The organism is Micromonospora rubida (assembly GCF_009908295.1).
Classification (GTDB): Bacteria; Actinomycetota; Actinomycetes; order Mycobacteriales; family Micromonosporaceae; genus Micromonospora; species Micromonospora rubida.
The window spans coordinates 872,493-884,939 of sequence record NZ_JAAALO010000003.1 but is presented as its reverse complement, the minus strand read 5'-3'; the positions used below and the strand labels follow the sequence as shown (position 1 = coordinate 884,939).

At 75.2% G+C, this 12,447-nt stretch carries 11 protein-coding genes and 1 riboswitch; of the genes, 4 read left to right on the top strand and 7 right to left on the bottom strand.

Translation table 11 applies throughout. The features are described 5' to 3' along the window. Positions 1-8 precede the first annotated feature (8 nt). From GVV04_RS13595 to GVV04_RS13570, 6 genes are all read right to left on the bottom strand, one after another. A complete protein-coding gene (locus GVV04_RS13595) occupies positions 9-878 on the bottom strand; it encodes a PspA/IM30 family protein (protein ID WP_161688088.1) in 870 nt (289 codons plus the stop codon). 321 nt (positions 879-1,199) lie between these two features. Continuing rightward, positions 1,200-1,661 (bottom strand): helix-turn-helix domain-containing protein, encoded by a 462-nt coding sequence (locus GVV04_RS13590; RefSeq protein WP_161688086.1) that lies wholly within the window; start codon positions 1,659-1,661, stop codon positions 1,200-1,202. Between the two features lie 160 nt (positions 1,662-1,821). Next, entirely contained in the window at positions 1,822-2,397 is a 576-nt protein-coding gene (locus GVV04_RS13585) for a CinA family protein (protein ID WP_161688084.1), read from the bottom strand. A gap of 154 nt (positions 2,398-2,551) precedes the next feature. Next, positions 2,552-3,145 carry a CDP-diacylglycerol--glycerol-3-phosphate 3-phosphatidyltransferase gene (gene pgsA, locus GVV04_RS13580; protein ID WP_161688416.1) on the bottom strand — a complete coding sequence of 198 codons (594 nt, stop codon included), beginning with the start codon at positions 3,143-3,145 and terminating at the stop codon, positions 2,552-2,554. Between the two features lie 77 nt (positions 3,146-3,222). Then, positions 3,223-4,773 carry a 30S ribosomal protein S12 methylthiotransferase RimO gene (gene rimO / locus GVV04_RS13575; protein ID WP_235965986.1) on the bottom strand — a complete coding sequence of 517 codons (1,551 nt, stop codon included), beginning with the start codon at positions 4,771-4,773 and terminating at the stop codon, positions 3,223-3,225. 157 nt (positions 4,774-4,930) lie between these two features. After that, the gene (locus tag GVV04_RS13570; protein ID WP_161688083.1) at positions 4,931-5,854 is read right to left on the bottom strand and encodes an ornithine cyclodeaminase family protein; all 924 of its coding nucleotides are present in this window, start codon (positions 5,852-5,854) and stop codon (positions 4,931-4,933) included. Positions 5,855-5,938: 84 nt separating this feature from the next. Then, positions 5,939-6,002: riboswitch (guanidine-III (ykkC-III) riboswitch) on the top strand. A 57-nt stretch (positions 6,003-6,059) separates the two neighbouring features. On the opposite strand from GVV04_RS13570, the gene GVV04_RS13565 reads away from it, so the two are divergent. Next, a complete protein-coding gene (locus tag GVV04_RS13565; RefSeq protein ID WP_161688081.1) occupies positions 6,060-6,374 on the top strand; it encodes a DMT family transporter in 315 nt (104 codons plus the stop codon). Positions 6,375-6,404: 30 nt separating this feature from the next. Here the strand turns inward: GVV04_RS13565 and GVV04_RS13560 are convergent, their stop codons facing one another. Beyond that, positions 6,405-8,879, bottom strand: a complete 2,475-nt coding sequence (locus GVV04_RS13560) for a DNA translocase FtsK (RefSeq protein ID WP_161688079.1) — start codon at positions 8,877-8,879, stop codon at positions 6,405-6,407. A gap of 113 nt (positions 8,880-8,992) precedes the next feature. On the opposite strand from GVV04_RS13560, the gene GVV04_RS13555 reads away from it, so the two are divergent. The 3 genes from GVV04_RS13555 to GVV04_RS13545 all read left to right on the top strand — a co-directional run bounded on the left by GVV04_RS13555 (position 8,993) and on the right by GVV04_RS13545 (position 12,378). After that, a complete protein-coding gene (locus tag GVV04_RS13555) occupies positions 8,993-9,472 on the top strand; it encodes a type III secretion system chaperone family protein (RefSeq protein ID WP_161688077.1) in 480 nt (159 codons plus the stop codon). After that, positions 9,469-11,244, top strand: a complete 1,776-nt coding sequence (locus GVV04_RS13550; RefSeq protein WP_161688075.1) for a YbjN domain-containing protein — start codon at positions 9,469-9,471, stop codon at positions 11,242-11,244. The genes GVV04_RS13555 and GVV04_RS13550 overlap by 4 nt, the downstream gene beginning before the upstream one ends. A gap of 99 nt (positions 11,245-11,343) precedes the next feature. Next, complete coding sequence (locus GVV04_RS13545; RefSeq protein ID WP_161688073.1) at positions 11,344-12,378, top strand: LPXTG cell wall anchor domain-containing protein; 1,035 nt, start codon at positions 11,344-11,346, stop codon at positions 12,376-12,378. Positions 12,379-12,447 lie beyond the last annotated feature (69 nt).

The window sequence follows — 12,447 nt, the reverse complement described above, 5'->3', positions numbered from 1 at the left end:
GGTGCCGCTCAGCCTGCGGCGGTGGTGCCCCCGGTGCCACGCTCCTGGCCCATGCTGGCCCGGATCTGGTCGAGCCGGGCCGCGGCGGCCGGGTCGGTGGCCGGGGCGGCCTGCCCCTGCCCCGCCGCCGAGCCGTCCTGCCGGCCGGCGAGCTGCTCGCCGGCCATGCTGGAACGGATCTGCTCCAGCCGGGACGAGCCGGCCGAGTCCAGGGACGCCTTCTGGATCTCCAGCATCCGGCCCTCGACGGAGTTGCCGGCCAGCTCGGCGCGGCCCATCGCGGTGGCGTAGCGCTGCTCGATCCGGTCCCGCACCTCGTCCAGCGAGGGGGTGCTGCCGGAGGCCGTCAGCGAGGACATCGACTCCAGCGAGCGGGCCACGCTCTCCTGCATCTTGGCCTGCTCCAGCTGGCTGAGCAGCTTGGTGCGCTCGGCCAGCTTCTGCTGGAGGATCATGGAGTTGTTCTCCACCGCCCGGCGGGCCTGCGCGGCGGCGCCGAGCGCCTGGTCGTGCAGGGTCTTCAGGTCCTCCGTGGCCTGCTCGGCCGAGACGAGCTGGGTGGCCAGCAGCTGGGCGGACTGCTCGTACTTGCCGGCCTCCGCCTCGTCGCCGCGGGCCCGGGCCTGGTCGGCGAGGACCAGGGCCTGCCGGGCGTTGCCCTGGAGCCGCTCGACCTCGGACATCTGCCGGGACAGCTTCATCTCGAGCTGACGCTGGTTGCCGATCACCGCCGCCGCCTGCTGGACCAGCGCCTGGTGCTGACGCTGCGCCTCCTCGACGGCCTGCTGGATCTGCACCTTGGGGTCGGCGTGCTCGTCGATCCGGGCACCGAAGAGCGCCATCAGGTATTTCCAGCCCTTGACGAACGGGTTCGCCATCTCCGCGGTATCCCCTCAGTAGAGTCGCGCCGCCCCGACCGTGCCGGACGGTCCGGCCGGCGGTCGAACACGGCAGTGAAGCCATGGTCCCAGCCGGGCGCCAGCCCGGATGATCCATGTACCACCAGCGGCACACGCCGCCGTCTGATCAACAGTACGCGGCGCGGGAAAGCCCGGCCACGTCGTCGGGTGGCCGGGATCGCACCGGCCACCCGGTCGGGCCGGCGGGCGAGGGGGACCCCCGCCGACGAGGCGATCCGGGGCGCGGTCGGCGGCCGGGACGGGCCGCGCAGCGGGCTGTCGATCAGGCGGTGGGCTGGCTCAGGCGGCGCAGACGACGTCGCGGTCGCGATCGCGGTCGGCTGGGCGCACCCGCGTGCTGCGCAGGGTGGCCTTCAGCGGCGAGTCCTGGTGCACCGCGACCGACACCGAGCCGTCCGTGGAGACCTGGCGCACCCTTCGGCCGGCGGCGTTCCGGACGGAAGCGCGGCCCACCGGTGTCTGCTCGACGGGCTCGTCCTGCACCGGCATCAGCACCCCCGGGAGCTGCTCGGCGAGCGCCACCGTGTCGCTGACCTCGCGGAGCAGCTCGGAGAGGCGGGCGCCGAGGGCGTCGCAGATGGCGGCCAGCAGCTCGCTGGAGGGCTCCTTCTGGCCGCGCTCGATCTCGGACAGGTAGCCCAGGCTCACGTTCGCCGCGGAGGAGACCTCGCGCAGGGTGCGCTGCTGACCCTGCCGGCGCGCCCGCAGTGCGTCACCGATCACCCGGCGTAGCAGGACCATCGCACCTCCCCTGACTGGTCTCACCCCTCCGACGGCGGTCGTTCCCGGCGCGGTGTACCGCCCCGGTGCCGACGACACGCGTCGGAGCCTTCCCGCAACCGTACCTGCTGCCGGCCCCGGTGACATCCCACCCCGCCCCACCATCTCCGGCGGTGGCCGCTCAGCGCCCACCCGTCGCGGCCGTCGCGGGATCGCCGCCGGCGGCGGCCTGCGTGCCCGGCACCGTCGCCGCACCCGCCGCATGGATCCGCTGGGCGAGCAGCCGCAACGCCTCGATCACCGTGGCGGAGCGGATGTGGTCCCGGCCGCCGTCCAGGTCGAGCCGGCTGACCTCGGCGCCGCCCGGCCCGGCGACGGCGACGTAGACCAGCCCGACCGGCTTGCCGTCCTGCGGCTGCGGCCCGGCCACGCCGGTGGTGGCCAGCCCCCAGTCGGCCCCGCAGCGCCGCCGGCCGCCCTCGGCCAGGGCGAGGGCCACGTCCGGGTCGACCGGTCCGCGGTCGGCCAGCAGGTCCTCCGGTACGCCGGCCAGCCACGCCTTCAGTTCGGTGGCGTACACGATCAGCCCGCCCCGGTAGACGCCGCTCACCCCGGCGATCTCCACGATCGAGGCGGAGAGCAGCCCGCCCGTGAGCGACTCCACGGTCGCCAGCGTCTCGTGCCGCTGGGCGAGGCGGTGCACCACCCCGGCCGCCGGGCTGCCGACCGGCCGCCGCCCGTTCGCATCCGTCTCCATGCCCGCGTTCCTTTCCCCACCGCTGCCGTCCTACGCCACCCCGCCCACGCATCCTCCCGCCCACCACCGGTGATCATGGGGCGGTCGTCCGGACACGCCGGACGGGCCGCCGACCACCCCGTGGCCACCCGCAGGCCGGGGTCGGCCGGCTGGGTCAGGAGCGGGGCCGACGGAGCCGGAGGGCCTGGGCGATGTAGTCGAAGCCGGTGACCACCGTGACGACCACCGCGGCGGCCATGATCCAGGGGCCGACGGCGGCGAGGGCGGCCGGCATCGGCCAGAGGTACCAGGTGATCGCGAGGATCTGGAGCGCAGTCTTGATCTTGCCACCCCGGCTGGCCGCGATGACGCCGTGCCGGATCACCCAGAACCGCAGCGCCGTGATGCCCAGCTCGCGGACCAGGATCAGCGCGGTAACCCACCAGGGCAGCAGGTCGTACCAGGACAGCAGCACCAGGGCCGCGCCGGTGAGCGCCTTGTCGGCGATCGGGTCGGCGACCTGACCCACGGAGGTGACCAGGCCGAAGCGGCGGGCGATCCAGCCGTCCACCAGGTCGGTGGCCGAGGCGAAGACGAAGATCAGGCAGGCCACGATCCGCCACCCGGAGTGGCTCATCGCCGACACCACGACCGTCGCTCCGAAGACCGGCACCAGCACCAGCCGCAGCAGGGTCAGCGCGTTGGCCGCGTTGAGCACCGGCACCCGGGCGACCACCGGCGACGGCGTCGACTCCGCCGCCGGAGTCACCGGCGTGCCCCGATCGGGCCGCCGTGGCGTACCTGGCACCGCACCACGTGGCTCCCCCGCTCCCTCAGGGCCCGCCGTCACCGTGCCGCGCCGGGCGCCGCCGAGATCATCTCATCCGGGACGGCGACCAGGTCCACCCCTTCGGTGGCGGTGACCGTCGCCCGCACCAGGTCACCGGGACGCAGCGCGGCCAGGTCCACGCCACCCTCGCCCGGGGCGACCAGGGTGGTCGAGCCGTCGACCTCGGGGGCCTGGTGCGCCGCCCGGCCCTCGATCACGCCGTCGTCGACCGAGTCGACCAGCACCTCGACCGTCGAGCCGAGCCGCTCCTCGGCGCGCTGCGAGCACAGCTCGTCGGCGAGCGCGCTGAGTTTGTCGTACCGGCGCTTGATGGTGGCGGCGGAGACCTTGCCGGGCAGGCCGGCGGCCTCGGTGCCGTCCTCGTCGCTGTAGTCGAACATGCCGATCGCGTCGAGCCGCGCCTCGGTGAAGAACCGGACCAGTTCGGCGACGTCGGCGCGGGTCTCGCCGGGGAAACCGACGATGAAGTTGCTCCGCGCACCGGCCTGCGGGGCCAGGGCGCGGGCGGAGGCCAGCAGCTCCAGGAACCGGTCGGTGGAGCCGAAACGGCGCATCCGGCGCAGCACCGGCTCGCTGGAGTGCTGGAACGACAGGTCGAAGTACGGCGCGACGCCCGGCGTGCCGGCGATCGCCTCGACCAGCCCGGGCCGGGTCTCGGCGGGCTGGAGGTAGCTCACCCGGACCCGGACGATGCCGGACACGGCGGCGAGCTGCGGCAGCAGCTTCTCCAGCGCCCGGGGGTCGCCCAGGTCCTTGCCGTACGACGTCGAGTTCTCGCTGACCAGCACCAACTCCCGGACGCCGCTACGGGCCAGCCACTCCGCCTCGGCGAGCAGCTCGTCGGGCGTACGCGAGACGAAGGCCCCCCGGAAGGCCGGGATGGCGCAGAACGCGCAGCGCCGGTCGCAGCCGCTGGCCAGCTTCAGCGACGCCACCGGGCCGGTGTCGAGCCGGTGCCGCAGCACCTGGCGCAGGTGGGCCGGGGTGTGCTCGTCGGTCTGCACGGCCGCCCGCGCAGTGCCGTGGCCGGGCAGCGAGACCGCGCTGTCGCGCCGGGCGACCGGGGTCAGCGGCAGCAGCTCGCGCCGGTCGCGCGGGGTGTGCGCGTCGAACGCCTCGCCGGCCACGACCGCGTCGAGCCGGGCCGCGATGTCCGGGTAGTCGTCGAAGCTCAGCACCGCCTGCGCCTCGGGCAGGCTGTCGGCCAACTCCCGGCCGTACCGCTCGGCCATGCAGCCGGCGGCGACCACCTTAGCGCCGGTGTCGGCGGCGGCCATCAGCGTCTGGATCGAGTCCTGCTTGGCCTTCTCCACGAAGCCGCAGGTGTTGACGACCACCACGTCGGCACCCTCGCCGTCGGTGGTCACCTGCCAGCCGTCGGCGTGCAGCCGGGCGGCCAACTCCTCCGAGTCGACCTCGTTACGGGCGCAGCCCAGCGTCAGCAGGGCTACGCGGCGGCCGGCGGCGGCGGACGACGGCGCCAGGTCGCGGCGCGGCGCCAGACGTGCCGAGCTGGAGTTGTCGGAAGGGGAGGTGGCAGACACCATCCGAGGGTACCGGGCGCGCGGAGGTCGCCCGGCAACGGCGGTGGTCACCCACCTCGCCGAGGGCCGGGGGCCGGGGGCCGACTGCCGAGGGCCGACTGCCGGGGGCCGAGGGCCGAGGGCCGACTGCCGGGGGCCGGGGGCCGAGAGCAGACTGCCGTCAGAGCCGGGCCGCGCCGACCCGGACCAGACGGTCGAGCAGGAAGACCTCCGTGCCGGCCAGGCCGGTGGAGCAGAACACCGACACCTGGTCCGCGCCGGTCCGCCCCGGCGCCGCCCCGGCCAGCACCGCGCCCAGGTCGGCCAGCCGCCCCGCGTACGGGGGCAGCGCGGCGAGCATCGCCGGGTCGTACGCCATCGCCTGGGCCGGCGAGTCCGTGACCAGGACGTCGGCCGCGTCCAGCAGATCGGGGCCGAACTCGGCCCGGCCCCGCTGCTTGAAGCCGACCGCGTTGACGTGCGCGCCCGGGGCCAGGTCGGCGGCGGCCAGCACCGGCGTGTGACTGGTGGTGGCGAGCACCACGACGTCCCTGCCGGTCACGGCGGCCCGGGCGGTGGCCACGGCGCGGGCCGGGACGCCCAGCTCGGCGCGGACCCGGGCGGCGAACGCCTCCCGGCGGGCCGCCGAGCGGCTGTGCACGGTCACCTCGCGCAGCGGGCGCACGGCGGCGGCGGCCCAGACCTGGGTCCACGCCTGCCCACCCGAGCCGATCACGCCGAGGGTGGCCGCGTCCGGCCGGGCCAGCGCGTCGACCGCCACCCCGCCCAGCCCTCCGGTACGCCGGGAGCCCAGTTCCTCGCCGACGGCGACCGCCCGCACCGCCCCGGTCCGCCCGTCGTGCAGGACGACGAGCTGCTCGCCCTGCGGGTGGCCGAACGTGTCGTACGTGCGGTAGCCGTACCACTCGTCGGTGAGCTGCCCGGCGGTGAGGACCATCCGGCCGCCGCCCAGCGGGGCGGACGCCCGGGGCGGCGCGACCAACCGGCCGGCGTGGGCGGCGAGCAGGGCGTCCCGCATCGCGGCCACGGTGGTGGACGCGTCGAGGGCGGCGGCGACCTCCCGGTCGGAGACGAGCAGAGTCATGCCGGCAATACTGATACTTGAACTCAACTTCATGTCAATCGACGTGCCCGCCCTCACCCCGGTGCTAGCGTCAAGGTGAGGGCCGAGGCACGACAACGGCCGTCCCGGACGAGGGTGGGCGTACCCGGTGAGGCCAAGACGCCTGCGAGTTGTGCCCACTCGTCCCGGTCCCCGGCGGTCCGGGCCCCCGCAGAGGTGACGTCAGATGGCCTGGATCGTGTTGGTGGTCTCCGGACTCCTGGAGACCGCGTGGGCGATCTCGCTGGACCGCAGCGCCGGCTTCAGCCGCCCCCTCCCCTCGCTCGTCTTCGCCGTCACGCTGGTGCTCAGCATGCTGGGGCTGGCGTACGCGCTGCGGGAGATCCCGGTCGGCACCGGGTACGCGGTCTGGGTCGGCATCGGCGCGGTCGGCACCGCGCTGGTCGGAATGCTGGCGCTGGGCGAGTCGACCAGCCTGCCCCGGATCCTCTGCCTGCTGCTGGTGGTGGCCGGGGTGGTCGGCCTGAAGGTCTTCCACTGACGCCATGGGATCCCCGCCCCGCCGGCGCGGTCAGTCCCCCGCGCCGCCCAGGCCGGCCAGGACCTCCTCCAGCTCGTCCGGCTTGACCAGCACGTCGCGGGCCTTGGAACCCTCCGACGGGCCGACCACACCCCGGGTCTCCATCAGGTCCATCAGCCGGCCCGCCTTGGCGAAGCCGACCCGCAGCTTGCGCTGGAGCATCGAGGTCGAGCCGAACTGCGAGGTGACCACCAGCTCGACCGCCTGCACCAGCAGGTCGAGGTCGTCGCCGATCTCCTCGTCGACCTTCTTCCTGGTGTCCTGCGCCGGGGCCAGCACGTCCGGGCGGAACTCCGGCTCGCGCTGGTCCTTGCAGAACTTCACCACGTCGGTGATCTCGCGCTCGGTGACCCAGGCGCCCTGGATCCGGACCGGCTTCGACGCGCCCATCGGCAGGAACAGGCCGTCACCCCGGCCGAGCAGCTTCTCCGCGCCCGGCTGGTCCAGGATGACCCGCGAGTCGGCCAGCGACGAGGTGGCGAACGCGAGCCGGGACGGCACGTTGGCCTTGATCAGGCCGGTGACCACGTCGACCGAGGGGCGCTGGGTGGCCAGCACCAGGTGGATTCCGGCGGCGCGGGCGAGCTGGGTGATCCGGACGACCGAGTCCTCCACGTCGCGGGGCGCGACCATCATCAGGTCGGCCAGCTCGTCGACGATCACCAGCAGGTACGGGTAAGGGCGCATCTCCCGCTCGCTGCCCGGCGGGGCCTTGATCTCCCCACTGCGCACCTTGCGGTTGAAGTCGTCGAGGTGCCGGACCCCGTTGGCGGCGAGGTCGTCGTAGCGCATGTCCATCTCGCGGACGACCCACTCCAGCGAGTCGGCCGCCTTCTTAGCGTTGGTCACGATCGGGGTGACCAGGTGCGGGATGCCCTCGTAGCCGGTCATCTCGACCCGCTTCGGGTCGATCAGCAACAGCCGCACCTCGTCCGGGGTCGCCCGGGTGAGGATGGACACCAGCAGGGTATTGAGGCATGAGGATTTCCCGGCCCCGGTGGCACCCGCGATCAGAATGTGAGGCATCTTCGCGAGGTTGGCCACCACGAAGCCGCCCTCGATGTCCTTGCCGAGGGCGACCACCATCGGGTGGTGGTCGCTGGTGGCCACCCGCGAGCGCAGCACGTCGCCGAGGGCCACGTTCTCCGGGTCGGTGTTCGGGATCTCCACGCCGACCGCGCTCTTGCCCGGGATCGGGCTGAGGATCCGCACGTCCGGCGACTTCACCGCGTACGCGATGTTGCGGGAGAGCTGGGTGATCCGCTCGACCTTGACGCCCGACCCCAGCTCGACCTCGTACCGGGTGACCGTCGGGCCCCGGGTGAAGCCGGTGACCGCGGCGTCCACCCCGAACTGGTCGAACACCCCGGTCAGCGCCGCGATCACCTCGTCGTTGGCCTTGCTCCGGGTCTTCGGCGCGGCACCGCCGCTGAGGATGTTGGCCGGCGGCAGCATGTAGTCGCCGGACAGGCCGCTGAGCGCGAGCTGCTCGGCCCGGGTGGGCGCGGGCGAGTGCTCCGGCGGCTCGACCGGCTTGCGGGTGGCGGGCACCTTCCCCGGGGGCTTGCGGGGCAGCACCACCGTCTCCTGGAGGTCGACCCCCTCGTACCCCTCCTCGTCGAAGTCGTCCGGGTCGGGCAGCGGCGGAGCGGCGCGCTTGGCCGGGCGGCGGCGGGCCGGCTTCTTCTCGACCACCTCCACCACCTCGACCTCGTCGACGGCCGGCGGCGTGCCGACCACCGCCCCGGCGAGCAGCCCGAGCCGCTCCGGGATCTTGTTGATCGGGGTGGCGGTGACCACCAGCAGGCCGAAGACCAGCAGCAGGAGCAGCAGCGGCACGGCCACCCAGGCGGTGACGGCGCTCTCCAGCAGGTCGCCGATGCCCGCGCCGATCAGGCCGCCGGCGTAGTCGCGCTGGACCGAGTCCACCGGGTTCTGTCCGATGTGCAGCATCGCCGCCGTGGCGACCAGCATGGACCCCCAGCCGACCAGGCCCCGACCTCGGTGCTCCGGGTCGGACGGCGTGCGCATCAGCCGCCACGCGCCGATCGACAGCAGCACCGGCACGACGACCGAGATCGCCCCGAGGAAGAGCCGGACCGTGTCCGCGAGCCGGGCGCCCAGCGGGCCGGCCCCGGAGAACCAGATGGCCACCGCGCTGAGCAGGGCGAGGCCGAGCAGCAGCAGGCCGCCGCCGTCGCGGCGGTGCTCCGGGTCGAGGTCGCGGGCCGAGGCGGCCTGCCGGCCGGCGGCCCGCACCGCCCAGCCGACACCGTGCGCCAGCCCCATCCACACCGTGCCGATCGCGCGGCCCACGTGGTGCGCCCGGCCGGGGCGCGCTGCGGTGGTGCGCCGCCGGGGCGCCGCCTTGCTGGTCTTCTTCGCCGGCTGACGGGCACGACTGTTCGTGGTGCCGCGCGGCGACGCGCCGCGTCGCCGGCTCGCCTGATTGGTACGGCCCGCCATAGAGTCACCGTAACGGCGGGGCCCGGCGGATCGCCGCTTTTCCGGGTCGTGTCCGCGCGTCGCAGCACTGACGGCGCCGCCTGTTGTGTTATTTGCCTCAGAAGGGATGCCCGATGGCGTCGCCGGATTTCGAGGTCGGCCCGGACGGCCCCCTGGCCGGGCCTGGCCGGGAACTGCGCCCGTTGACCGGCGAGCTGATCGCCGCCGTGCTGCGCACCCGGGGGTACGCGGTCTCGGTGGACCCGCAGGGCCGGCTGCTCGGCCGCTGGGACGACAGTCTCATCTGGTTCCTGCGGATGGGCGCCGCCGGTGAGATCCTCCAGGTTCGCACCGTCGCCGGTCCGACCTTCCCCATCGAGTACGTGTCGACCCTGCACGCCTTCTGCAACTCCTGGAACCACGACCGCTACTGGCCCAAGGCGTTCGTGCACGTCGACGACGACGGACGCGCCCTGGTCTGCGGCGAGGTGATCACCGACCTGGAACGCGGGGTGACCCCGCACCAGCTAGACCAGCTGCTCGACTGTGGCATCTCGACCGGCTGCCAGCTCGCCGCCGCCGTCGGGCAGCTGGCGGGCGGGGCACGCCAGTGACCGGGACGCCCGGGCAGCCGCGCCCGTGGGACGGCCGGCTCGGGGGGCGCGGGGAGGGCCGGTCCCGGGGGCCGGCGGGCGGCGACCGAAGCCTGGCCGAGGCGCTGGCCGCCGCGCGGGGCCTGCCCGACTCCGAGCCGCGCGCCGCCGAGCTGGAACGGGTCGCCGCCGCCGCCGAGGCGGCCGGCGACCTGCGCACCGGGCTGGATGCCCGGTTCGCGCTGATCGACGCGTACCTGCGGCAGGGTGAGCGGTGGCGGCTGTTCGAGCCGGTCCGGCGCTGCCGGGAGCTCCTCGACCGGGTGCCCGGGCCGGACGGCGAGCGGGGCGTCGAGCTGCGCCGCTACCAGCGCTTCGCGGTGGAGGCGGTGTTCGCCACCCCCCGGGTCGGGCTGGACCAGGCCCGGGCGGGGCTGGACGACCTCGCCCGCTCCCCCGGCGGGTCGGGCGACACGGACGACGCCCCGGGCGGGTCGGGCAACGGGGACGGTGCCCCCGGCGGGTGGGGCGACACGGACGACGCCCCGAGCGAGCTGGTGGCCGAGCTGCGCTGCCGGCTCGCCGACCACCTCGGCGACGAGCCGGCGGCCCGCCGCTGGTACGACCGCTGGCGCACCGCCCCCGCCGATTCGGCCGCCGGCTGTCCTGGCTGCGCCCCGTCCCGCCGCGCCGAGCTGCTGGCCGGCTGGGGCGACTGGGCGGCGGCCCTGGCCGAGCTGCGCCCGCTGTTCGACGAGCCGGCGCGGGGCCCGGCGTACTGCACCGATCAGCCCGAGCGGGCGCTGGCCGGGGCGCTGCTGCCGCTGCTGCGCGCCGGCGAGCCGGAGCGGGCCGCCCGGGCGCACGTCGAGGCGTACCGGCGGCACCGGCGGGAACGGGCGGCTTTCCCGTACCTCGCCGCGCACCTGCGGTTCTGCGCGCTGGGCGGGCACCTGGACCGGGGCCTGGACATCCTCGCCGAGCAGGTGCCCCGGCTGGGCCACCCGGCCGACGACATGGCCACGATGGAGTTCGCCGCCGCCGGGGCACTGCTGTGCGCCCTCGCCACCGAGGCCGGGCGGGGCGACCGACGGCTGCCCGAACCGCGCCCCACGGGCCGGGCGGGCGGGGACGTCGACGTGGCCCGGCTCGGCGGGCTGCTGGCCGAGCTGGCGACCGGGCTCGCGGGCAGTTTCGACGCCCGCAACGGCACCGGTCACCAGTCCGGCCGGATCGCCGCCCTACTGGCCGAACGGCCGATCGGCGACCCGGTCCCGCTGCCCGCCGAGGAGTTGGACGGTGCGGAGTGGGCCGGCGACGGCACCGGCGACGGTGGCCCGGACGGCGACGGGACGGGCGGCGGTGGACCCGACGGGCTGGCCGAGGACGAGCCGAGGGCGCTCACCCTCGCCCTGGTCACGGCCGCCCTGGACCGGCGCGGGGACGCCTGGACGGTGCGGGCCGGCGGGGCCGTGGTCGGGCGGTGGGACCCGGCGGTGATCGAGTTCCGGCAGGCCGGGGAGCGGGGCGAGATCCTGCACGTGCGGGTGCTGGCCACCCGACGCCTGCCGGCGGACCGGCGCACCGAGGCGTACGCGTTCTGCAACGCCTGGAACCACGACCGGCTGCTGCCCAAGGCGTACGCACACGACGACGGCGGGGAGCTGGTGCTGGCCGGCGACGTGACCACCGACCTGGCCCACGGGGTGACCCCGACGCAGCTCGACGTGCTGGTCACCGCAGCGGTAACCACCGGCGTCGCGTACGCGGAGGCAGTCGCCGCGCTGCCCTGACCGGGACGGTCGGTGTTCGGTATCCGACAGGCTGCAACCGGGGGACCCCCGTGGGAGTGGTACAGGGGAATTCGTCCACACCCAACGGGGAGAACTGTCATGTCGTCACGTACCTGGAGGGCCGCCGCCGGCCTCGCCGGCCTCGCCGGCCTCGCCGGCCTCGCCGGCCTCGCCCTCACCGTGCTGCCCGGCAACGGGCCCGCCCTCGCCGCCCCGGCTGCCGCCGACGCGCCGATCCAGGCCGGCGCGGACCTGGTCTTCCTCAGCGCCGACCCGTGGTACCCGTCCGGCCCGCTCCTGGTGCGGGTCCGCAACCAGGGCGCCACGGCGACGAAGGGCTTCTTCCGGCTCGGCCTCCCCGAGGGGGTGGAACCGGCAGGTGCGGACTGCCGGCCGGCCCGCGGGGGCGGCCGGAACTGGGACTGCGGCGGCAATGAGATACCGGCCGGCGGTGAGCGGTCGTACCGGGTGACCCTCACCGCGACCGCCGCCGAGCCGGCATTCGGCACCTCGGCGTACGGCACCGTGGTGGGCCGGACCTCCGACGGTGTCGCCGGCCGGACCAACGACTTCCGGATCAACTGGCCGGACAAGCTGCCGCTGCGGCTGCGCGCCACCGCCGGCCCCGTCGCCGACGGCCGGGTCGAGGTGCGGATGCGGGTGACCAACGCCGGGACCTTCACGCTCGGCAACTACGGGCTGAGCGTGTTCACCCCGGCCGGGGTGCGGGTGCTCGCGCCGGGCTGTTCGGACAGCGGCCGGTTGGATGGCATCGGGTGCGAGATCATCCGCCGGGGCACCGTGGCAGCGGGCGCGGCGGACGAGTTCACGGTGCGGCTGGCGGTGTCCGGCATGGATCGGGAGGTGCGGTTCCAGCTCGCCCCGGCCGGCCGCTACACCAACCCGGACTCGGGGCAGACCCTGACGTTCGACGCCCCGGCGGCCGGCCCCACCCCCGGCGGTGGGGCCTCGGCCGGGGGCGGCACGCCGACCGGGTCCCCGGCGACGGCGGACCCGGCCGGGCAGCTGCCGCGCACGGGGGCCGGTACCACGACGTACGCGTTGGTGGGGGTGGGGCTGACGGCCGTCGGCGGCACCCTGCTGCTGGTGCGCCGACGCCCGGGCCGCCGCTGACGGCCACGGCGGCCGTGCCACCGGAGCAGGAGGAACCGGAGGCACGGCCGCCGGAGGCGGAGACACCGA